Annotated in this window: 20 protein-coding genes and 1 tRNA gene; 16 read left to right on the top strand and 5 right to left on the bottom strand. The window is 72.8% G+C overall.

All coding sequences use genetic code 11. The annotated features are described in order from the left end of the window. The first annotated feature begins 1 nt into the window (after nt 1). The 3 genes from tpiA to CTE05_RS04550 all read left to right on the top strand — a co-directional run bounded on the left by tpiA (nt 2) and on the right by CTE05_RS04550 (nt 1563). Nucleotides 2-796 carry a triose-phosphate isomerase gene (gene tpiA / locus CTE05_RS04560; RefSeq protein ID WP_146844928.1) on the top strand — a complete coding sequence of 265 codons (795 nt, stop codon included), beginning with the start codon at nt 2-4 and terminating at the stop codon, nt 794-796. A 165-nt stretch (nt 797-961) separates the two neighbouring features. Then, a complete protein-coding gene (gene secG, locus CTE05_RS04555; protein WP_056587873.1) occupies nt 962-1204 on the top strand; it encodes a preprotein translocase subunit SecG in 243 nt (80 codons plus the stop codon). A gap of 11 nt (nt 1205-1215) precedes the next feature. Next, nucleotides 1216-1563: an RNA polymerase-binding protein RbpA gene (locus tag CTE05_RS04550; protein ID WP_055914815.1), complete on the top strand. Its 348-nt coding sequence runs from the start codon at nt 1216-1218 to the stop codon at nt 1561-1563. A gap of 97 nt (nt 1564-1660) precedes the next feature. On the opposite strand, the gene pgl is transcribed toward CTE05_RS04550, so the two are convergent. The 5 genes from pgl to tkt all read right to left on the bottom strand — a co-directional run bounded on the left by pgl (nt 1661) and on the right by tkt (nt 8935). Beyond that, on the bottom strand, nt 1661-3109 hold the full coding sequence (gene pgl, locus CTE05_RS20790; protein WP_146844927.1) for a 6-phosphogluconolactonase: 1449 nt from the start codon (nt 3107-3109) through the stop codon (nt 1661-1663). Next, nucleotides 3106-4023 (bottom strand): glucose-6-phosphate dehydrogenase assembly protein OpcA, encoded by a 918-nt coding sequence (locus tag CTE05_RS04540; RefSeq protein WP_146844926.1) that lies wholly within the window; start codon nt 4021-4023, stop codon nt 3106-3108. Before CTE05_RS04540 ends, pgl begins: the two co-directional genes overlap by 4 nt. After that, nucleotides 4020-5561 carry a glucose-6-phosphate dehydrogenase gene (gene zwf / locus CTE05_RS04535; RefSeq protein ID WP_146844925.1) on the bottom strand — a complete coding sequence of 514 codons (1542 nt, stop codon included), beginning with the start codon at nt 5559-5561 and terminating at the stop codon, nt 4020-4022. The genes CTE05_RS04540 and zwf overlap by 4 nt, the downstream gene beginning before the upstream one ends. Further along, nucleotides 5558-6700 (bottom strand): transaldolase, encoded by a 1143-nt coding sequence (gene tal, locus CTE05_RS04530; protein WP_146844924.1) that lies wholly within the window; start codon nt 6698-6700, stop codon nt 5558-5560. The genes zwf and tal overlap by 4 nt, the downstream gene beginning before the upstream one ends. A gap of 63 nt (nt 6701-6763) precedes the next feature. Beyond that, nucleotides 6764-8935: a transketolase gene (tkt, locus tag CTE05_RS04525; RefSeq protein ID WP_146844923.1), complete on the bottom strand. Its 2172-nt coding sequence runs from the start codon at nt 8933-8935 to the stop codon at nt 6764-6766. Between the two features lie 306 nt (nt 8936-9241). Here tkt and CTE05_RS04520 point away from each other — a divergent pair, with 306 nt between their 5' ends. From CTE05_RS04520 to CTE05_RS04460, 13 genes are all read left to right on the top strand, one after another. Continuing rightward, complete coding sequence (locus tag CTE05_RS04520; RefSeq protein ID WP_371863347.1) at nt 9242-10234, top strand: heme o synthase; 993 nt, start codon at nt 9242-9244, stop codon at nt 10232-10234. Between the two features lie 2 nt (nt 10235-10236). Continuing rightward, the gene (locus tag CTE05_RS04515) at nt 10237-11178 is read left to right on the top strand and encodes a site-specific tyrosine recombinase XerD (protein ID WP_186814734.1); all 942 of its coding nucleotides are present in this window, start codon (nt 10237-10239) and stop codon (nt 11176-11178) included. Between the two features lie 115 nt (nt 11179-11293). Then, nucleotides 11294-12109: a ParA family protein gene (locus CTE05_RS04510; RefSeq protein ID WP_246123291.1), complete on the top strand. Its 816-nt coding sequence runs from the start codon at nt 11294-11296 to the stop codon at nt 12107-12109. Continuing rightward, complete coding sequence (locus CTE05_RS04505; protein ID WP_146845116.1) at nt 12093-13001, top strand: segregation and condensation protein A; 909 nt, start codon at nt 12093-12095, stop codon at nt 12999-13001. Before CTE05_RS04510 ends, CTE05_RS04505 begins: the two co-directional genes overlap by 17 nt. Continuing rightward, a complete protein-coding gene (gene scpB / locus CTE05_RS04500; protein WP_146844920.1) occupies nt 12998-13657 on the top strand; it encodes an SMC-Scp complex subunit ScpB in 660 nt (219 codons plus the stop codon). Before CTE05_RS04505 ends, scpB begins: the two co-directional genes overlap by 4 nt. Before the next feature lie 629 nt (nt 13658-14286). Beyond that, entirely contained in the window at nt 14287-15033 is a 747-nt protein-coding gene (locus CTE05_RS04495; RefSeq protein WP_146844919.1) for a pseudouridine synthase, read from the top strand. After that, complete coding sequence (locus CTE05_RS04490; protein WP_146844918.1) at nt 15030-16139, top strand: prephenate dehydrogenase; 1110 nt, start codon at nt 15030-15032, stop codon at nt 16137-16139. Before CTE05_RS04495 ends, CTE05_RS04490 begins: the two co-directional genes overlap by 4 nt. Further along, nucleotides 16121-16831, top strand: a complete 711-nt coding sequence (gene cmk, locus CTE05_RS04485) for a (d)CMP kinase (RefSeq protein WP_146844917.1) — start codon at nt 16121-16123, stop codon at nt 16829-16831. The genes CTE05_RS04490 and cmk overlap by 19 nt, the downstream gene beginning before the upstream one ends. Beyond that, nucleotides 16828-17514 carry a lysophospholipid acyltransferase family protein gene (locus CTE05_RS04480; RefSeq protein ID WP_146844916.1) on the top strand — a complete coding sequence of 229 codons (687 nt, stop codon included), beginning with the start codon at nt 16828-16830 and terminating at the stop codon, nt 17512-17514. Before cmk ends, CTE05_RS04480 begins: the two co-directional genes overlap by 4 nt. Next, nucleotides 17514-18329: a class I SAM-dependent methyltransferase gene (locus tag CTE05_RS04475; protein WP_146844915.1), complete on the top strand. Its 816-nt coding sequence runs from the start codon at nt 17514-17516 to the stop codon at nt 18327-18329. The genes CTE05_RS04480 and CTE05_RS04475 overlap by 1 nt, the downstream gene beginning before the upstream one ends. Nucleotides 18330-18385: 56 nt before the next feature. Beyond that, nucleotides 18386-19861 carry a ribosome biogenesis GTPase Der gene (gene der, locus CTE05_RS04470; protein WP_146844914.1) on the top strand — a complete coding sequence of 492 codons (1476 nt, stop codon included), beginning with the start codon at nt 18386-18388 and terminating at the stop codon, nt 19859-19861. Then, complete coding sequence (locus tag CTE05_RS04465; RefSeq protein WP_146845115.1) at nt 19861-20892, top strand: hypothetical protein; 1032 nt, start codon at nt 19861-19863, stop codon at nt 20890-20892. The genes der and CTE05_RS04465 overlap by 1 nt, the downstream gene beginning before the upstream one ends. Before the next feature lie 27 nt (nt 20893-20919). Continuing rightward, nucleotides 20920-20993 (top strand) — tRNA-Pro (locus tag CTE05_RS04460). Nucleotides 20994-21116 lie beyond the last annotated feature (123 nt).

Below are 21116 nucleotides of genomic sequence, written 5' to 3'. Positions count from 1 at the left end.
GTTGACCACTCGCACCCCGCTGATGGCGGGCAACTGGAAGATGAACCTGGACCACCACCAGGCCACGCACACCGTGCAGAAGCTCGCGTGGACGCTCAAGGACGCCCGGCACGACTTCGCGGCCGTCGAGGTGTGCGTGCTGCCCCCGTTCACCGACCTGCGCAGCGTGCAGACGCTCGTCGACGCCGACAAGCTCGAGCTCGTCTACGGTGCGCAGGACGTCTCGGCGCACCAGCTGGGCGCCTACACCGGGGAGATCTCGCCCCTGTTCCTGGCCAAGCTCGGCGTCACGTACGTCGTGATCGGTCACTCGGAGCGCCGCGAGTACCACAACGAGTCCGACGAGCTGGTCAACGCCAAGGTGAAGTCGGCGCTCGGCGCGGGCCTCACCCCGATCCTGTGCGTCGGGGAGGTGCTCGACGTCCGCAAGGCCGGCGAGCACGTCCCGCACACCCTCGCGCAGCTCGACGGCGCGCTGGCCGGTCTCACGGCCGCCCAGGTCGCCACGATCGTCGTCGCGTACGAGCCTGTCTGGGCCATCGGCACCGGCGAGACCGCGACGCCCGAGGACGCGCAGGAGCTGGCTGCGGCCATCCGTGCCCGCATCGCCGAGCTCTACGACGCCGAGACGGCCGACGCGGTCCGCGTGCTGTACGGCGGTTCGGTGAAGTCGTCGAACGTGGCGTCGATCATGGCCAAGCCGGACGTCGACGGCGCGCTCGTCGGCGGCGCGAGCCTGGATCCCGAGGAGTTCGCCGCGATCGCGCGGTACAAGTCGCACGCGGTCGGTCTCTGACCTGACCCCCGACGTGCCGGCAGGTTCCGGGGATCGTCCTGGAACCTGCCGGGGCACGGTGGTGGCTTATCGCCCCACTCGTCGCCTACCCTGTACCGCGGTCCACCGCAACGTCGCCGGCTCTACCGCCGTCGACGTGCCCGCCCAGTGAGGAACTACACCGACGTGACTGGCCTTCGTATCACCCTCCAGGTGCTGCTGGTGCTGACCAGCCTCCTGCTCGTCCCGCTCGTCCTGCTCCACAAGGGCAAGGGTGGTGGGCTGTCGGACATGTTCGGGGGTGGCATCACGAGCAGCGCGGGGAGCTCGGGCGTCGCGGAGCGGAACCTGAACCGCATCACGATCGGCACCGCCCTGGTCTGGACGGCGATCATCGTCCTGCTCGGTCTCATCGAGCGCACGGTCTGAGGCGGTAGACGATGGCGAGCGGGAGCGCGATCAGGGGGTCGCGGGTCGGCGCAGGCCCCATGGGCGAGGCCGAGCGCGGCGACACGGCCCCGCGGATCTGGGTGTCGTACTGGTGCGCCAACGGCCACGAGACGCGCCCCAGCTTCGCCGAGGAGGCCGCCCTCGAGGCCCCGGTGACCTGGGACTGCCCCCGCTGCGGGTTCCCCGCCGGCCAGGACCAGGAGAACCCTCCGTCGCCGTCGAAGAACGAGCCGTACAAGACGCACCTCGCCTACGTGAAGGAGCGGCGGTCCGACGAGGACGGCGCTGCGATCCTCGACGAGGCGCTCGCCGCACTGCGCGCCAAGCGCGGCGGCTGATCTCCCGAGACACCGCAGAAGGCCCTCGCATCGCTGCGAGGGCCCTCTGTCGTTCAGGCGTCCTGTCCCAGGGCGGACGCTGCGCGGTCGCCGACGGTCAGTCGCGGACCCGGAGGAGGGCGAAGCCGTCGTAGCCCTTGCTCCCGACCGTCTGCACGACCGTGGAGTCGTACCGCGGGTGATCGGTCAGCAGCTCGACCATCGAGCGCACGCCCTGCACGCGGTCGTCCGGGTGGTCCGCCTGGACGACGGCCCCGCCACGCACGACGTTGTCGACGACGACGACCGACCCCGGGTGCGTGAGGGCGAGCGTCTGCTCCAGGTAGCGGGGGATCGACTGCTTGTCCGCGTCGATGAAGACCAGGTCGTACGGCTCGGTCTCCTCCGCGACGAGTCTGTCGAGCGTCTCCGCCGCCGGCCCGACGAGAACGTCCACGAGCTCCGCGACGCCGGCCCGCGCGAGCGACTCGGTGGCGACGCGAGCATGCTCGGGCTCGAGCTCGAGCGTCGTCAGGCGGCCACCGTCGGCGAGCGAGCGAGCGAGCCAGAGCGTGCTGTACCCGCCGAGCGTGCCGATCTCCAGGATGCGGCGTGCTCCGGTCGCCCGCGCCAGCAGGTGGAGCAGCTTGCCCTGGTTGGCGGCGACGGCGATGTCGGGCAGGCCTCCCGCGGTCGCGGCCTTGCGGGTGTCGACCAGGGCCGCGTCCTCGCGTGCGAGGACCGAGAAGTAGTGGTCGACGTGCGTCCAGAGCTCGGGTCCCGTCTCGGGAGCTGCCGGGAACGCCGCGGTGGTGGTCGAGAGGGCCGCGGGAGTGCCTAGCGTCTCGGTCGCCGCGACGTCGACCAGCCAGAGCGTCCGCTCCGTGCCGATCGCGCCGGCCGCCGGGGTCGTCTCCACCGGAGCACCGCGGAGGGCGGAGGCGACCGCCTGCGCCTTCTCCGCTCCGGCGGCGACCACCCAGACCTCGCGGGCGCCGCGGATCGCGTCGTAGGTCAGCGAGACCCGCTCGGGTGGTGGCTTGGGGGAGCCGTGCACACCGACCGTCGGGCGGCCGGTGACCGCGAGCGCCTCGTGCCCCGGGAAGAGGGAGGCGACGTGCCCGTCCGGGCCCATGCCGAGCAGCAGCACGTCGAAGGCGGGGGAGCCGGCGTCCGCGAAGCTCTGCCCGTAGGCGTCTGCGGACGCCTCGGGCGTCGGGACGTCGTCGCTCCGCGCGGGCATCGGGTGCACGTTCTCGGCCGGCAGCGCGTCGCCGAGCGCGTCGATGAGGGCGGTGCGCGCCTGGGTCTCGTTGCGGTCGGGGTCCCCCTCGGGCAGGAACCGCTCGTCGCCCCACCACAGGTGCACGCCGGACCAGTCGACCGCGTCCCGCACGGGGCTCGCCGCGACGGCCGCGAGGGACGCGATGCCGACGGTCCCGCCCGTGAGGACGACGTGGACGGGGGAGCGGTGCGACTGGACGTCGACCAGGTGCGTGAGCAGCCGCGCCGCGACGGACTCGGCCAGGACCCGTGCGTCGGGGTGGACGACGACGTCGCGGGTCATGCGTCGATCCTCGCGAGGCCCTTCTGCAGCACCTCGCCGTAGACCTCGTCAGCGTCGAGCCGGCGCAGCTCCTCGGCGAGGCACTCGCGCAGCTGGCGGATCGGGAGCGCGATCCGGTGCTCCGGCTGGTCCGGCTGCCGCAGGGCTGCCGTCTTGCCGTCGGGCCGGTCCAGCACGATGTCGCCGGACGCACGTTCGAGCCGCACCTGGGTGATCGCCGGGGCGTCCTTGATCCGCTCGATCTCCACCGGGCACCTCAGGGCGTACGCGAGCCACGCCGCCATCAGGTCGACGGACGGGTGCGTGCTCTCCCCGGCGACGACGGCCTTGGACACCTGCTCGTAGGGCGGCTGGTCGAGAGTCGCCGCGATCAGGCCACGCCACAGTGTCGCGCGCGTCCACGCCAGGTCGGTGTCGCCGTCGTGGTGCGACGCCGCGAGGGTGCGGAGGGCGGCGTTCGGCTGTGCGCACTGGGTGGTGTCGGTGATCCGGCGGGTCGCCATCCGGCCGAGCGGGTGCTCGGCGGGGTTGTCGGGGATCTCGTACGGCCACCACGTGACGATGGGTGCGTCCGGGAGCAGCAGGGGGATGACGAGCGTGTCGAGGTGCCGTTCGAGCTGCCCGGACGGCCGCAGGACGAGCACCTCGCTGGCGCCGGCGTCGCCACCGAGCCGGATCTGCGCGTCGAGGTTCGACGCCCGGTCCTTGGTGTCGTTCGCGATGACGATGACGCGGCACGGGTGCTCGCGGCTGGCGTCGTTCGCGGCGTCGATCGCCTCGTCGGGGTCACGGTCGCCGACGGAAATGATCAGCGTGAGGACGCGGCCGAGCGCGATCGCGCCGCCCTCGTCCCGTTCCTTGAGCAGACGCTTGTTGATGTCCCGGGTCGTCGTGTCGGGCATCTCGATGATCATGGCCGCCTCCAGGCTCGCCCGTCGCGCGCCATCATCTTGTCCGCGGACTCCGGGCCCCAGGTGCCGGAGCGGTACTCCTCAGGCTTGCCCTTGCCGGCCCAGTACTCGGTGATCGGGTCGAGCACCTTCCAGGACAGCTCGACCTCCTCGTGCCGGGGGAAGAGCGGTGGGTCGCCGAGCAGCACGTCGAGGATCAGCCGCTCGTACGCCTCGGGCGACGACTCGGTGAACGCGTGGCCGTAGCCGAAGTCCATCGTGACGTCCCGGACCTCCATGGCCGTGCCGGGCACCTTCGCGCCGAACCGCAGCGTCACGCCCTCGTCGGGCTGCACGCGGATGACGAGGGCGTTCTTGCCGAGCTCCTCGGTGGCCGTCGACTCGAACGGCAGGTGCGGGGCGCGCTTGAACACCACGGCGATCTCCGTGACGCGACGTCCCAGACGCTTGCCGGTCCGCAGGTAGAACGGCACCCCCGCCCACCGGCGGTTGTCGATGTCGACGCGGATAGCGGCGAACGTCTCGGTGGTGGACTGCGGGTTGAAGCCCTCCTCCTCGAGGTAGCCGACGACCTTCTCGCCGCCCTGCCACCCGGCCGCGTACTGGCCACGGGCGGTGTGCTTGCCGATGTCGCGGGGCAGCCGGACCGCCGAGAGCACCTTGATCTTCTCGGCGGTGAGGCTGGCGGCCTCGAACGAGGCCGGCTCCTCCATGGCCGTGAGGGCGAGGAGCTGGAGCAGGTGGTTCTGGATGACGTCGCGCGCCGCGCCGATCCCGTCGTAGTACCCGGCGCGGCCGCCGATGCCGATGTCCTCGGCCATGGTGATCTGGACGTGGTCGACGTAGTTCGCGTTCCAGATGGGCTCGTAGAGCTGGTTCGCGAAGCGCAGGGCCAGCAGGTTCTGCACCGTCTCCTTGCCCAGGTAGTGGTCGATCCGGAAGATGTCGTCCGGGCGGAACACGCTGGAGACGATCTCGTTCAGCTCGCGTGCGCTGGCGAGGTTGTGGCCGAACGGCTTCTCGATGACCACCCGGCGCCAGGTGCCCTCCTGGGGCTGCGAGAGCCCCGACCGGGCGAGCTGCTTGCAGACGACCGGGAAGGCGCTCGGCGGCACGGAGAGGTAGAAGGCGTGGTTCCCTCCGGTCCCGCGCGAGACGTCGAGCTCCTCGACCGTCTCCCGGAGGCGGTCGAAGGCGTCGTCGTCGTCGAACGTGCCCTGGACGAACCGGATGCCCTCGGAGAGCTGGCGCCACGTCGCCTCGCGGAACGGCGTGCGCGCGTGCTCCTTGACCGAGTCGTGCACGATCTGCTCGAAGTCCTGCCGGGCCCAGTCCCGCCGGGCGAACCCGGTGAGCGCGAAGCCGGGCGGGAGCAGGCCGCGGTTCGTGAGGTCGTACACCGCAGGCATCAGCTTCTTGCGCGCCAGGTCGCCCGTGACGCCGAAGATGACCAGGCCGCAGGGCCCGGCGATCCGTGGCAGGCGGCGGTCGCGGGGGTCGCGCAGGGGGTTGTGCCCGGGGGCCACCTTGCTCGGGCTCACCTGGCGCCTCCGGCCGCGTTCTGCTGCGAGGCGCCGGCCAGGCCGTCCGAGACGGTCGTCAGGAGATCGCCCCAGCTCGCCGTGAACTTGTCCACGCCCTCGACCTCCAGCTGCTCGGTGACCTCGTCGATGTCGATGCCCAGGTCCCGCAGGGAGTCGATCACGACCTGCGACTCCGGACGTGTCCCCGTCACCGTGTCGCTGCCGTCGCCACCGTGGTCCGCGACCGCGTTCAGCGTGGCCTCGGGCATGGTGTTGACGACGCCGTCGACGACCAGCTCGTCGACGTAGAGGGTGTCGGGGTACGCCTTGTCCTTCACGCCCGTGGACGCCCACAGCGGGCGCTGCGGGTGCGCGCCCGACCGGGCGAGCGCCTTCCAGCGCTCGTCGGCGATGGCGTCCTGGTACAGCGCGTACGCGAGGCGGGCGTTCGCGATCGCGGCCTTGCCGCGCAGGGCGGCCGCCTCGGGCGTACCGAGCGCGTCGAGCCGGGGGTCGATCGCTGCGTCGACCCGAGAGACGAAGAACGACGCGACCGACTCGATGGGCGCCAGGTCGTGCCCGTTGGCCAGCGCCTGCTCCAGCCCGCTCTGGAACGCGTCGATCACGTCGCTGTACCGCTGGAGCGAGAAGATCAGCGTGACGTTGACGCTGATGCCCTCGGCGAGGACGGCGGTGATCGCGGGGAGGCCCTCGCGGGTGGCCGGGATCTTGATGAAGACGTTCGGACGGTCGACCGTCGCCCACAGCGCCCTCGCCGACGCGATCGTGCCCTCGGTGTCCTTCGCCAGGCGGGGGTCGACCTCGATCGACACCCGCCCGTCCACGCCGTCGGTGGCGTCGTACACCGGGCGCAGGACGTCGGCCGCCTGCCGGACGTCGTCCGTGGTGATACGGAAGACCGCCTCGTCCAGGTCGGCGCCGCCCGCGGCGAGCTCACGGAGCTGCGCGTCGTAGGCGTCGCCCTTCGCCAGCGCGCTCGCGAAGATGGACGGGTTCGTCGTCACGCCGACGACGCCCTTCGCCTCGACCAGCTCGGCGAGGTTCCCCGTGCGCAGACGTTCGCGCGAGAGGTCGTCGAGCCAGATCGCGACGCCGGCGTCAGCCAGCCGTGCCAGAGGGGTGCTGCTCGGTGCCATGGTCGATCCCCTTCTCCTGCGCGTCGGCCCCGGGGTGACCGGGGCCGACGCGCCCGTTCAGACTCAGACCTTCTGGTCGCCCGTCCCGCTCTCCGTGGGCACGGCGCCGTTGCTCTCGGGTGCAGCGTCTCCGCGTGCTGCCGCGATCGACTCGTGCGCCGCTGCGACGACCGCCTCCGGAGTGAAGCCGAACTCGCGGAAGAGGGTCGCCGCGTCCGCGGAGGCGCCGTAGTGCTCGATCGAGACCGAGCGGCCGGCGTCGCCGACGATCTTGTGCCACGACAGGGCGATGCCGGCCTCGACGGAGACCCGGGCACGCACCGAGGACGGCAGCACCGACTCGCGGTACTCCGCGTCCTGCTCGGCGAACCACTCGAGCGACGGCGCCGAGACGACGCGCGTCGCGACCCCCGCAGCCTCGAGCGTCTCGCGGGCGGCGACGGCGACCTGCACCTCGGAGCCGGTGCCGATGAGGATCACGTCGGGCGTGCCGCCGCTCGCCTCGAGCAGGACGTAGGCGCCGCGCGCGACCCCGTCGGTCGTCGCGAAGCCGTCCTCACCGCGCGGGAACGTCGGGACGTTCTGGCGCGTGAGGATGAGACCGACGGGACCGTCGGTGTGCTCGAGGATCGCGCCCCAGGCCGCCGCGGTCTCGTTGGCGTCCGCCGGGCGCACGATCGTCAGGCCCGGGATCGCCCGGACGGCGGCGAGGTGCTCGATCGGCTGGTGCGTCGGGCCGTCCTCGCCGAGCCCGATGGAGTCGTGCGTCCACACGTAGATCGCGGGCACTCCCATCAGCGAGGCGAGGCGGACCGAGCCGCGCATGTAGTCGCTGAACGTGAAGAACGTCCCACCGTAGGGGCGCGTCAGGCCGTGCAGCCGGATGCCCGACAGGATCGCGCCCATCGCGTGCTCGCGGATGCCGAAGTGCAGCGTGCGGCCGAACTGGTCGCCGGCGAACTCGTGCGTCGAGCGCTTCGCGGGGATGAAGGACGGCTCGCCCTTCATCGTGGTGTTGTTCGAGCCGGCGAGGTCGGCGGAGCCACCCCACAGCTCGGGAAGCACCGAGGCCAGTGCGCTGAGCACGTCGCCCGAGGCGGCACGCGTGGCGACGGACTTGCCGGCGGGGAACACCGGCAGGGCATCGGTCCAACCGTCGGGCAGGTCGCCGGCGACCAGCCGGTCGAGGAGAGCAGCGTTCTCGGGGTTCGCCGTGCGCCAGGCGTCGAACGCGCTCTGCCACTCGGCCTTCGCCGGAGCGGTGCGCGCGGACAGCCCGCGGGTGTGCGCCAGGACCTCCGGGTCGACCTCGAACGTCTTCTCGGGGTCGAAGCCGAGGAGCTCCTTCAGCCCGCGGATGGCGTCGCCGCCCAGCTTCGAGCCGTGCGAGGAGTGGTCGTTGGTCTTGGTGGGGGTGGGCCACGCGATGAGCGTGCGCAGGCCGATGAACGACGGGCGGTCGGTGACGGCCTTGGCCGCCTCGATCGCGGCGTGCAGCGCGTCGACGTCCTCGCGGTACCCGTCCGGGCCGCCGGTCCAGTCGACGAACTGCACGTGCCAGCCGTACGCCTCGTAGCGGGCGACGACGTCCTCGGTGAACGCGATCTCGGTGTCGCCCTCGATCGAGATGTGGTTGTCGTCCCACAGCACGATGAGGTTGCCCAGCTCCTGGGTGCCCGCGATGGACGACGCCTCGCTGGTCACGCCCTCCTGCAGGTCGCCGTCGGACGCGATGACGTAGACGAAGTGGTCGAACGGGCTGGTGCCGGGCGCGGCCTCGGGGTCGAACAGGCCCCGCTCACGCCGGGCCGCCATCGCGAACCCGACGGCCGAGGCGAGGCCCTGGCCGAGCGGCCCGGTGGTGATCTCGACGCCGGTCGTGTGCCGGAACTCCGGGTGACCCGGGGTCTTGGAGCCCCAGGTCCGCAGCGCCTCCAGGTCCTCGAGCTCCAGGCCGAAGCCGGCGAGGTACAGCTGGATGTACTGCGTGAGGCTGGAGTGGCCCGCGGACAGCACGAACCGGTCCCGGCCCAGCCAGTGCGGGTCCGCCGGGTCGTGCCGGAGCACGTTCTGGTAGAGCAGGTAGGCCGCCGGGGCGAGGCTGATCGCCGTCCCGGGGTGGCCGTTGCCCACCTTCTCGACCGCGTCGGCGGCCAGGACACGCACGGTGTCCACCGCCCGCAGGTCGAGGTCAGTCCAACCGACCGTCTCAGCCAGGGGAGCCTTCGCGTTCACCGAACCTCATTTCCACCCGGGCAGGGGTCCGGGTGTCGTCGGACGAGATCTGTACCGTGATCGAGCATCCGCGTCGGATGCCAGGCAGGTGGGACGTCACGCCGTCACGGCGGTCGTCGGACCGTGCAAACCGACCCTATAGCGCACGCGGGCAGGGATGCCGGGCGTGCTCACACCGCGGAGGAGCGACCGATCTCACACGGGCCGTCCGGCGATCCGGGCCCCGCGTCGCGCCCCGGTGCAGGCGCAGGCCGTAGCATGGCTGCGCGAACCACCCCCGCCGGAACACGAACGGAACCGCAGAGCGTGCGCCTCAGCAGCCCCCTGTCAGTCGACGACGCCGGAGCGTCGGCCGCGACGACCCCGGGTGCTGCGGACACGACGGTGACCGTCGCCCCGAGCGGACCGCTGGCACGGCTGCGTCGGGTCGTCGGGCCGTACGTCGCGCTGACCAAGCCGCGCGTCATCGAGCTGCTGCTCGTGACCACGCTCCCGACGATGATCCTGGCGCAGGGCGGGTTCCCCAGCCTCGGGCTGGTCGTCGCGACGCTCGTCGGCGGGGCGGCCGCGGCCGGCTCGGCCAACGTCCTGAACTGCTACCTCGACCGCGACATCGACAAGATCATGAACCGCACCAAGCGGCGACCGATCGTCACGGGCGAGGTCAGCCCCCGCGCGGCGCTGGTCTTCGGTCTCGCGCTCGGCGTGCTGTCGCTGGCGTGGCTCGCCGTCATGGTGAACCCCGCGTCGGCGTGGCTCACGGCGGCGGCGATCCTCATCTACGTCGTCGGCTACACCATGATCCTCAAGCGCCGGACTCCGCAGAACATCGTCTGGGGCGGCGCGGCCGGGTGCATGCCGGTGCTCATCGGCTGGTCCGCGGTCACCGGTGGCATCTCCTGGACCGCGGTGCTGCTGTTCGGCGTGATCTTCTTCTGGACGCCGCCGCACTACTGGCCGCTGTCGATGAAGTTCCGCCGGGACTACGCCGCCGCGGGCGTCCCGATGCTGCCCGTCGTGGCCAAGGACACCAAGGTCGCCCGCGAGATGATCGCGTACACGGTCGCGATGATCGCCTGCTCGCTGCTGCTGGTCCCCGTGCAGGGGATGACCTGGGTGTACGGCGTCGTCGCCCTCGCCCTCGGGCTCTGGTTCCTCTGGGCGTGCATCGGGCTGCTGCGCCGCGCCGAGCACCCGGAGGCCGGCAAGCTGCGCGCGATGAGCGTCTTCCACGCGTCGATCACCTACCTCACGCTGCTGTCCGTCGCGATCGCGGTGGACGTGTTCCTGCCGTTCTGAACGTGACCGTGTCGGCGATCGACGCAGCCGTCGAGCACTACCTCGCCCATCTGCAGGCCGAGCGCGGCCTGTCGACGAACACGCTGCTCGCGTACCGGCGGGACCTCACCCGCTACACGGCCTTCCTGCGCTCCCGCGGCCGTCGCGAGCCCACCGACGTCGCGGCGCCGGACGTCGAGGACTTCCTCCTCGCGGTGCGTGCCGGGTCCGACGGTCGTACGGCGCTGTCCGACTCCTCGGCCGCGCGGATCGTCGTGGCGGTCCGCGGGTGGCACAAGTTCCTGCTCCTGGGCGGCGTGACCGGCGTCGACCCCGCCCGCGCCGTGAAGCCCCCCGCTCCGCCGAAGCGGCTGCCGAAGGCGATCTCCGTGCACGACGTGGAGCGGCTGCTGGACGCGGCGGGGCTGGGGGAGGGCCCGGTTCCGCTGCGCGACCGGGCGCTGCTCGAGCTCGTCTACGGCACGGGCGCGCGCATCTCCGAGGCGGTAGGACTCGACGTCGACGACGTGGACAGCACCCCGGGTCGTGCGGCGGTACGGCTGTTCGGCAAGGGCCGCAAGGAGCGTGTCGTCCCGCTGGGCGCGTTCGCGCTCGACGCGGTGGAGTCCTACCTGGTCCGGGCGCGGCCGACGCTGGCCGGCGGCAGCACGGCAGGGTCGCCGGGGGTCTTCCTCAACACGCGCGGGGCCCGGCTCAGCCGGCAGAGTGCGTGGGCGGTGCTGCGGCTGGCCGCGCAGCGTGCGGGGCTGGCGGGTGCCGAGCAGATCTCCCCGCACACGCTGCGGCACTCGTTCGCGACGCACCTGCTCGCCGGGGGCGCCGACGTCCGGGTGGTGCAGGAGCTGCTCGGCCACGCCTCCGTGAGCACGACGCAGCTGTACACGATGGTCACCCCGGACACGCTCCGCGAGGTCTATGCGGCCTCGCACCCGCGCGCACGGTGAGCATCGGCCGTGCGTCGGACTGTCGCGCGGCCATCCGGCGCCCTGCTCCGGTAGGTTGTCCCGCGTGGTGAGCCAGCAGACGACCGACCCGCAGCTCGATGCCGTCGGGCGGCCGATGCCCGAGTTCCCCGAGCCTCCGCCCCTGGCGTCGCACGGTCCGGCGCGCGTGATCGCCCTGTGCAACCAGAAGGGTGGCGTCGGCAAGACGACGACGACCATCAACCTGGCGGCTGCCCTCGCGGAGTACGGCCGCAAGGTGCTCATCGTCGACTTCGACCCGCAGGGTGCCGCGTCCGTGGGCCTGGGCGTCAGCCCGCACGAGCTGGACCGCACGGTCTACAACCTGCTCATGGAGCGTGACGCCGACATCCGCTCGCTCATCCAGCACACGGCCACACCGGGTCTCGACCTGCTGCCGGCCAACATCGACCTGTCCGCCGCCGAGGTGCAGCTGGTCGGCGAGGTGGCCCGCGAGTCGGTGCTGGCCCGCACGCTGCGTCCGGTGCTCGACGACTACGACGTCGTGATGATCGACTGCCAGCCGTCGCTCGGCCTGCTCACCGTCAATGCGCTCACCGCCGCGCACGGCGTCCTCATCCCGCTGGAGTGCGAGTTCTTCGCGCTGCGCGGGGTCGCGCTGCTCGTCGAGACCATCGAGAAGGTGCGCGACCGGCTGAACCCGCGGCTCGAGGTCGACGGCATCCTGGCGACCATGTACGACCCGCGCACCCTGCACGCGCGCGAGGTCGTCGCACGCGTCAACGAGGCGTTCGGCGACACGCTGCTGCACACCGTCATCAGCCGCACCGTCAAGTTCCCCGACGCCACCGTCGCCGCGGAGCCGATCACCACCTACGCCCCGACGCACTCGGGTGCGGCGGCCTACCGTCAGCTCGCACGTGAGCTCGTCGCCCGTGGCGACGCCGCCTGACCAGCGCGCGGTCCCTGAGCAGCCCGTCGCGACGGCTTCTTCGGCCGCGCCCGTCGGGACGCAGGCCTTCGAGGTCCACCTCACCAACTTCAGCGGCCCGTTCGACCTGCTGCTCGGGCTGATCGCCAAGCACAAGCTCGACATCACCGAGGTCGCGCTCGCGCAGGTCACCGACGAGTTCATCGCGCACCTGCGCGGCGCGGAGAAGGAGTGGGACCTCGGCCAGGCCAGCGAGTTCCTCGTCATCGCCGCGACGCTGCTCGACCTCAAGGCGGCCAGGCTGCTGCCGTCCGCCGACGTGGAGGACGCGGAGGACCTCGAGCTCCTCGAGGCCCGGGACCTGCTGTTCGCCCGCCTGCTGCAGTACCGCGCGTACAAGCTGGTCGCGGCCGACCTGGCCGAACGGTTCGCGACCGAGGGTCGGCGCTTCCCGCGCCTGGTGACCCTCGAACCGCACCTCGCCGCGCTGCTGCCCGAGCTGGTCTGGCAGATCGGTCCTGAGCAGCTGGCGGCGCTGGCGGCGAAGGCCGAGCAGCCGAAGGCGGCACCTCCCGGTGTCGACATCAGCCACCTGGCCGCCCCGGCCGTCAGCGTGCGGGAGCAGGCGGCAGTGCTGGTGGACCGGCTGCGGCACGGCGGCGCGATGTCGTTCCGAGCGCTCACCGCCGACGCGGGCGCGACGGTCGTCGTGGTCGCCCGGTTCCTCGCTCTGCTGGAGCTGTTCCGGGAGGGTGCCGTCGCGTTCGACCAGGTCACGCCGCTGGGCGAGCTGACCGTGCGCTGGACGGGATCCGAGGAGGGCGAGATCGAGGTGTCCGACGACTTCGACACCCTCGACACCACACTCGATGCTGAGCTGGCCCGCGACGGGTCCGCCGAGGAGGACGCATGACCGAGCAGACGCCCGCGCAGACGCCGGACGAGGCGGTCGAGGAGACGGGGACGGCCGACGAGCTCGCCTTCGACGTCGACGACCTGCCCGGCGGTGCCCTGGCCGCGCTCGAGGCGGTCCTCATGGTGGCCGACGAGCCCATCGCCGCCGTCCGCCTGGCCACGGTGCTCGCCCTGCCGACGGCTCGGGTCGAGGCGCTCCTCGAGGAGCTCGCCGCGGAGTACCGGGGTGACGACGGCGGTCGGCCGCGCGGCTTCGAGGTCAGGCGCGTCGGGGACGGCTGGCGGGTCTACTCCGCACCGGTCTACGCGGACGTCGTCGGCCGGTTCGTGCTGGAGGGCCAGACCGCGCGGCTCACCCAGGCGGCACTCGAGACGCTCGCCGTCATCGCCTACCGGCAGCCCGTCACGCGCGGGCAGGTCTCGGCGGTCCGCGGCGTGAACGTCGACGGCGTCGTCCGCACGCTCACCACCCGCGGGCTGGTCGCCGAGGTGGGGACGGATCCGTCCAGCGGTGCCGTGCTCTACCAGACCACGGGATACTTCTTGGAGCGGATGGGGCTGTCCAGCCTGGACGAGATGCCCCCGCTCGCGCCCTACCTGCCGGACATCGACGCCTTCGACGGCGTCGACCAGGCGATCGGAGACAACAGATGAGCCCGCAGGAACGACGGTCAGGGGGCGCCGGCCCGTCCGGCGGCAGGGGCGGCGCACCGCGGGGCAGCGGCGGTTCCGGCGCGAGCCGCGGCGGCAGCGCCGGCGGCTCCCGGGGCGGCAGCGGCGGCAGCGCGGGCGGGGCCCGGGGCGGCAGCGGCGGCGGGTACCGCGGAGCCGGTGGAGGCGAGGGCTACCGCGGCAGCACCGGCGGCGGCGACGGGTACCGCAGCAGCGGTGGCGGCGGCTACCGGGGGAGCAGCGCCGGAGGTGACGCTCGCGGCGGGAGCGCCGGCGGGTCTCGCGACACCGGGGGATACCGCGGCGGTGCGAGCGGCGGTGGCTCGCGTGACGGCGGCGGGTACCGCGGCGGTTCGAGCACCGGCGGAGACTCCCGTGACAGCGGTGGGTACCGCGGCGGGTCGAGCAGCGGTGGCGGTTCGCGGGGCGCGACCGGCCGATCCCCCCGGGGCACGAGCGGTGGAGCCTCACGCGGTGGGCCGGGCGCGTCGTCGCGCGGCGGTGCCGCACGTCCGAAGAGCGGGAGCGGCTACCCGCGCAGCGCTGGCGTCGGCCGTCCGCGCAGCGACGGCGCGTCGAGCCGGCCGCGCAAGCCGAGCCGCACGCCCGAGGTGACGATCGACGTCCACGACCCCGACGGCGTGCGCCTGCAGAAGGTGCTCGCGGCGGCGGGCCTCGGCTCGCGGCGCGCGTGCGAGGACCTCATCGCGGCCGGCCGCGTGACGGTCGACGGCAACCGGGTGGACGAGCTCGGCGTGCGGGTCGACCCGCTCACGGCCGTGATCCACGTGGACGGCATGCGCGTGCAGCTGGACTCGTCGATCGTCACCATCGCGCTGAACAAGCCGAAGGGCGTCGTCTCGACGATGCACGACCCGGAGGGCCGGCCGTCGATCGGTCAGTTCGTGTCCGACCGCGAGGAGCGGCTGTTCCACGTCGGCCGCCTCGACGCCGAGACCGAGGGTCTCATCCTGCTGACCAACGACGGGGACCTGGCCAACCGCCTCTCGCACCCGTCGCACGGCGTCACCAAGGTGTACCTGGTGCAGCTCGAGGGGCGCGTGACGCCCTCGCTGGGCAACCGGCTGGTCAAGGGCGTCGAGCTCGAGGACGGGCTCGCCAAGGTCGACAAGTTCCAGATCGTGCAGACGACCCCGCAGGCGAGCCTGGTGGAGATCGAGCTGCACGAGGGCCGCAACCGCATCGTGCGGCGGATCTTCGACGAGGTCGGCTACCCCGTCACGCAGCTGGTCCGCACGCAGATCGGCCCGATCCGCCTGGGCGACCTGAAGCCGGGCCGCACGCGCGTGCTGTCGAAGACGGAGGTCGGCTCCCTGATGACGCGGGTGGGCATGTGACGCTCGCGACGCGAGGGCCGGTGCGCATCGTCGGCACCGGCCTGCTGGGCACGTCGGTGGGTCTCGCGCTGACCACCCACGGCGTCGACGTGGTGCTGCACGACCCGTCCCGGACGGCTCTGGCGCTGGCGCGGGACGTCGGCGCAGGTCGACCTGCGGGTCCTGACGACGTCGCGCCGACACTGATCGTCGTCGCGGCCCCGCCCGACGTGACCGCCGACGTGGTCCGCGCCGAGCTGGCGGCCTACCCGGACGCCGTGGTGACCGACGTCGCGAGCGTCAAGGGTTACGTGCTGGCGGAGCTCAGGGCCGCGGGTGCGGACCTCGCGCGGTACGTCGGCTCGCACCCGATGGCGGGTCGCGAGCGGTCAGGGCCGTCGGCGGCCGTCCCCGACCTGTTCCTGGGGCGCCCGTGGGTGATCGCTGACTCGGGATCGTCGCACCCGGACGCCGTGCTGGCGGTGCGCTCGCTCGCGGTCGACCTCGGCGCGGTGCCGGTGGCGATGGACGCCGACGCGCACGACGCCGCGGTCGCCGCCGTCTCGCACGTGCCGCAGGTGGCGGCGAGCCTCGTCGCCGCCCGGCTGCGGGGGGCCGACGACGCCGCGCTCGGGCTCGCAGGGCAGGGCCTGCGCGACGTGACCCGGCTCGCCGCCTCCGACCCGGCGCTCTGGACCTCCATCCTGGCCGCGAACGCGGACGCCGTGCGTGACGTCCTGCGGGAGCTGCGCTCGGACCTCGACACCGTGATCGACGCGCTCGGGCAGGCGGCCGCCGCCGACGGACCGGAGACGGTCGAGCTCGGTGCGCTGGCCACGCTGGCGCAGACGATCGCCGACGGGAACGCCGGCGTCGCGCGCATCCCCGGCAAGCACGGCGGCGCGCAGCGCGTCTACGGCGTGGTCACGGTCCTCGTGCCCGACGCGCCCGGCGAGCTCGCGCGGCTGCTGACCGAGGTGGGCGAGGCGGGGGTCAACCTCGAGGACCTGCACCTCGAGCACGCCGCCGGCCGGCCGGTCGGCATGGCGGAGATCTCGGTGCTGCCCGGTCGGGTCGAGCACCTCGAGGCGGAGCTCACAGCCCGCGGATGGAGACTGGTGAGTTGAGCAGGGCAGTGGTCGTCGCGATCGACGGACCCTCGGGGTCCGGCAAGTCGAGCGTGTCCCGCGGTGTGGCGAGCGCGCTCGGGCTGGCGTACCTCGACACCGGGGCGATGTACCGCGCGGCGACGTGGTGGTGCCTGCATCGAGGCGTCCCGCTGAGCGACGTCGACGCGGTCGCCGGGCAGGTGCGCACGTTGCCCCTGGTCATGGGGGTGGACCCGCAGCACCCGACGGTGCACGTCGACGGCATCGACGTCGGTGAGGCCATCCGCACCACGGAGATCTCCGCGGCGGTCAGCGCGGTCGCGACGAACCTCCAGGTGCGCGCCGAGCTCGGGCGCCTCCAGCGCGCCGAGATCGAGTCGGCGCGGGTCCGCGGGCGCGGGATCGTCGCCGAAGGTCGGGACATCACCACCGTCGTCGCCCCCGACGCCGACGTCCGCGTGCTGCTCACCGCGAGCGAGGAGGCGCGCCTGGCTCGTCGCGCCCGCGACGTGCACGGGTCCGACGACGCCGCGGCGGTCGAGGCCACGCGTGACCAGGTGCTGCGTCGCGACGCCGACGACTCGACCGTCGTGCAGTTCCACGTCGCCGCCGACGGGGTGGTGACCGTGGACTCGTCGCACCTGGACTTCGACCAGACCGTGCAGGCCGTGCTCGACGTCGTCGAGTCGGTCGTCGGCCCGCGCGCGTGAGCACGCCGACCGGCCCGTCCGAGCGCGGTCCGCGCTGGGCGCGCTGGATCGGCCGGTTCCTCGCGCGCGTCGTCTGGAACACCGAGGTGACGGCCGCCCACCTGGTGCCCGCCGACGGCCCGGTCCTGTTCGCGGCGAACCACACGGGCATCGTCGACGGGCCGATCCTGCTGGGCGTCTCGCCCCGGCCGTCGCACATGCTGGTGAAGTCGGAGATGTTCTGGGGGCCGGTGGGGTCGGTCCTGCGCGCGGCGGGTCAGATCCCCGTGGAGCACGACGGCGGGCGTTCCGCACTGAGCAACGCGCTCGTCGTGCTCAAGCGCGGGGGTGTCGTCGGCGTCTTCCCCGAGGGGAACCGCGGCAAGGGCGACGCGGCGAGCGCACGGGCCGGCATCGCGTGGCTCGCGCTGAACGGTCACGCGCCGGTGGTGCCCGTCGCGGTGCTCGGCACCCGGCGCACGGGGGAGTCCGTGGGGCACGTGCCCGGTCTACGGCGCCGGCTCGCGATCGAGTTCGGTGAGCCGCTGGTCCTCGAACGCGGAGCGGGCATGTCCGGCCGGGCCGCCCTCGAGGGCGCGAACGAGTCGATCCGGGCGGCGCTCGCCGAGCTCGTCGACCGGGCCTGCGCGCGCACCGGGCTCGCACTGCCGACCGACGACCCGAACAGGGAACGCGCGCTCTGATGGGCTGGTCGTGGGACCCGAGCCTCTACGAGGGCAGCGCCCCCCACTACGCGGTCGGCCGGATGGCCTACCCGGCGTCGCTCGGCGACGTCCTGCGCGACGCGCTCGGCCTCGACGGCACCGGTCGGCTGCTCGACGTCGGCTGCGGTCCCGGATCGCTGACCCGCCTGCTCGCACCCCTCGTCGCGACCGCCGTGGGGGTCGACGCGGACCCGGGGATGATCGCCGAGGCGCGGCGGTCGGGCGTGCCGGGTATCGAGTGGCGGCAGCTGCGGGCCGAGGAGCTGCCCGCCGACCTCGGGACGTTCCGGCTGGTCACGTTCGCGCAGTCGTTCCACTGGATGGATCAGGAGCGGGTCGCGCGGGCGGTCCGTCCGATGATCGAGACCGGCGGCGCGTGGGTGCACGTCGCCGCGGTGACGGACCGGGGTGTCCACGGCGACGACCCGCTGCCGCAGCCGCGGCCACCGTGGGACCAGGTCGACGAGCTCGTCGCCCGTCATCTCGGGCGCGTCCGGCGGGCCGGCCAGGGCCTGCTGCCGTCGGGAACGCGCGGCGGCGAGGAGGACGTCCTGCGCGGCGCCGGGTTCCGCGGTCCGCAGCGGCTCGAGGTGGTGCGCGGTGACGTCGTGGAGCGCTCCACGGACGAGATCGTGTCCGCGGTGCACTCGCTGTCCAGCGCGGCGCCGCACCTGTTCGGCCGGCGCCTCCAGGAGTTCGACGACGAGCTGCGCGCGCTCCTGCGCTCGGCGTCCCCCAGCGGCACGTTCGCCGAGCGGGCGCGTGACGTGGGCGTCGTCATCTGGCGTCCGTGACGGGGGTCTCGCGCGCGGAGTCGTCCGAGGGTCGGTCCACAGGGGACAATGGGTGCATGACTGAGCCCGATCCGACCTTCGCGCTGCCCGACGAGGCCTCCGACGCCGACCGTGAGCGGGCGCTGCGCGCGGGGCTCACCGAGTACGAGCTCGAGGACGAGGACCTTGCCCTGCTGCACCCGGGCGACGTCGGTGAGATCGGCGAGGAGCCGGTCGTCGTCTTCCCCGTGCTCGCCGTCGTCGGCCGTCCGAACGTCGGCAAGTCGACCCTCGTCAACCGCATCCTCGGCCGCCGCGAGGCCGTCGTCGAGGACAAGCCCGGCGTCACGCGCGACCGCGTGAGCTACCCCGCCGACTGGTCCGGCAAGCGGTTCACGCTCGTCGACACCGGTGGGTGGGAGGTCGACGTCGCCGGCATCGAGGCACGCGTCGCCCAGCAGGCGGAGGTCGCGATCTCGCTCGCCGACGCCGTGATCTTCGTCGTCGACGCCACCGTCGGCGTCACCGAGACCGACACCCAGGTGGTCCGCCTGCTCCGCAAGGCCGGCAAGCCGGTCGTGCTCTGCGCCAACAAGGTCGACGGTCCCGCGGGCGAGGCCGACGCCGCGAACCTCTGGTCGCTCGGCCTCGGCGAGCCGTTCCCCGTCTCGGCGCTGCACGGCCGCGGCACCGGCGACCTGCTCGACGCCGCGATCGAGGCGCTGCCCGAGGTCTCCGCGCACGGCACCCCGATCCCCGACGGGCCCCGACGCGTCGCGCTGGTCGGCCGCCCGAACGTCGGCAAGTCCTCGCTGCTGAACAAGGTGCTCGGCGCCGAGCGCGTCGTCGTCGACTCCGTCGCCGGCACCACGCGCGACCCCGTCGACGAGCTCGTCGCGCTCAAGGGCAAGCCGTGGGTGTTCGTCGACACCGCCGGCATCCGTCGCCGCGTGCACCAGACGTCGGGCGCCGACTTCTATGCGTCGCTGCGGACGCAGGCCGCGATCGAGAAGGCCGAGGTGGCCGTCGTCCTGGTGGACGCCTCCGTCAAGCTCACCGAGCAGGACACCCGCGTGATCACGCAGGTCATCGAGGCCGGCCGCGCGCTGGTCATCGCGTACAACAAGTGGGACCTCATGGACGAGGACCGTCGCCCGTTCCTGGAGCGCGAGATCGAGCAGGACCTCGTCCAGGTGCAGTGGGCGCCGCGCGTCAACATCTCCGCGAAGACCGGCTGGCACACCGACCGCATGGTCCCCGCGCTCGAGCGGGCCCTGGAATCCTGGGACACCCGCATCTCCACCGGACGCCTCAACGCGTTCCTCGGCGAGCTCGTCGCGGCCCACCCGCACCCGCTGCGCGGCGGCAAGCAGCCCCGCATCCTCTTCGCGACGCAGGCGTCCACACGCCCGCCGCGCTTCGTCATCTTCGCGACCGGCTTCCTCGACCCCGGCTACCGCCGCTACATCGAGCGCCGCCTGCGCGAGACGTTCGGGTTCGAGGGCACGCCCATCTCGATCTCCGTCCGGGTGCGGGAGAAGCGCAAGCGGTGATGGTCGTCGCGCGGCGCCGCCCTCTCCTGAGACTTGGCCTGCCGCGCGACCCCGCGTCGAGCAGCCACATCACCGGGTTCCTGGTGACCACGCTCGCCACGGTCATCGTCACGCGGCTGCTGCTGGAGCTCACCGGGTTCCCGCAGCTCGGTGGCGGGGGAGTGCACATCTCCCACGTCCTGTGGGGCGGGCTGCTCATGGCGCTGGCGTTCATCGGGCTCATGACGTTCATCGGGCCGGTCGCCCGACGCGTCTCCGTCGTCGTCTCCGGCATCGGCTTCGGGCTGTTCATCGACGAGATCGGCAAGTTCGTCACCTCCGACTACGACTACTTCTGGGAACCGACGGCAGCCCTGATCTACCTCGTCGTCATCGCCCTGGGACTGTTCGCCGACGTCCTGCAGCGGCGTCATCCGCGCGACCCCGCCGAGTACCTCGCCGCAGCCGCCGACCAGGCCGTCGCCGGCCTGGCCGGTGGCTTCAGCGCACGGGAACGCACCCGCGCGCGCTGGTACCTGTCCCGCGCCGGCGACGCACCCGGAGCCGACGAGGTCCGCGCCCTGCTCGACAGCGTCGAGCACGACGCCGACGAGGTCCCCGACCCGATCGGGGCCACCTCGACGTGGGTCGTCGCCGCGTCCCGCTGGCTGGTCCGCGCCCGCTGGGTCCCCTGGGTGACCGTCGCCATCCTCGTCGTGACGTCCGTCGTCACCCTCGCCCGCGGCATCTACGGCTGGACCGCCTCCGACGCCGAGCCCGTGTGGCTCGTCGCCGGCATCCTGCTCAGCGGCCTCGCGTCCACCGCGTTCGCCGTCGTCGGCCTCGTGCGTGTCCGCCGCGACCGCGAGGCGGGCTACCGCTGGTTCCGCCGCGCCGCCCTCGTGGCGCTGCTCGTCACCCAGATCTTCCTGTTCCGGCTCTCGCCCTGGGACGCCACGATCGGTCTGCTCGTCGACCTCGTCATCCTCGGGGTCGTCGCGGCGGAGCTCGACGTGATCGCCGATGACAGGACCACGTCGCCTGTGGGGTAGAGTTTCCGAGGCTTCTGCGGGAGCCATCGGGCTGTGGCGCAGCTTGGTAGCGCACTTGACTGGGGGTCAAGGGGTCGCAGGTTCAAATCCTGTCAGCCCGACAGTGAAAGCGCAGGTCAGGGGCTTCTAGGGTCATCCTAGTAAGCCCCTGACCTTCTCTTTTTGGCCCGGCGGGAAACATCTCGGGAAACATCTCGGCGCGTACGCAGGCGAACCTGGGCGGT

The sequence above is a fragment of the Cellulomonas terrae genome (genome assembly GCF_007990265.1).
Taxonomy (GTDB): domain Bacteria; phylum Actinomycetota; class Actinomycetes; order Actinomycetales; family Cellulomonadaceae; genus Cellulomonas; species Cellulomonas terrae.
This window is presented reverse-complemented; position numbering and strand designations above follow the sequence as displayed.

Bases quoted from the DNA above. Each gene is read 5' to 3' on its own strand.
- CTE05_RS04550 (WP_055914815.1), top strand. From the start codon at position 1,216: ATGGCGAGCGGGAGCGCGATCAGGGGGTCGCGGGTCGGCGCAGGCCCC.
- pgl (WP_146844927.1), bottom strand. From the start codon at position 3,109: ATGACCCGCGACGTCGTCGTCCACCCCGACGCACGGGTCCTGGCCGAG.
- CTE05_RS04540 (WP_146844926.1), bottom strand. From the start codon at position 4,023: ATGATCATCGAGATGCCCGACACGACGACCCGGGACATCAACAAGCGT.
- tal (WP_146844924.1), bottom strand. From the start codon at position 6,700: ATGGCACCGAGCAGCACCCCTCTGGCACGGCTGGCTGACGCCGGCGTC.
- CTE05_RS04510 (WP_246123291.1), top strand. From the start codon at position 11,294: ATGCCCGAGTTCCCCGAGCCTCCGCCCCTGGCGTCGCACGGTCCGGCG.
- scpB (WP_146844920.1), top strand. From the start codon at position 12,998: ATGACCGAGCAGACGCCCGCGCAGACGCCGGACGAGGCGGTCGAGGAG.
- cmk (WP_146844917.1), top strand. From the start codon at position 16,121: ATGGAGACTGGTGAGTTGAGCAGGGCAGTGGTCGTCGCGATCGACGGA.
- CTE05_RS04475 (WP_146844915.1), top strand. From the start codon at position 17,514: ATGGGCTGGTCGTGGGACCCGAGCCTCTACGAGGGCAGCGCCCCCCAC.
- der (WP_146844914.1), top strand. From the start codon at position 18,386: ATGACTGAGCCCGATCCGACCTTCGCGCTGCCCGACGAGGCCTCCGAC.
- CTE05_RS04465 (WP_146845115.1), top strand. From the start codon at position 19,861: ATGGTCGTCGCGCGGCGCCGCCCTCTCCTGAGACTTGGCCTGCCGCGC.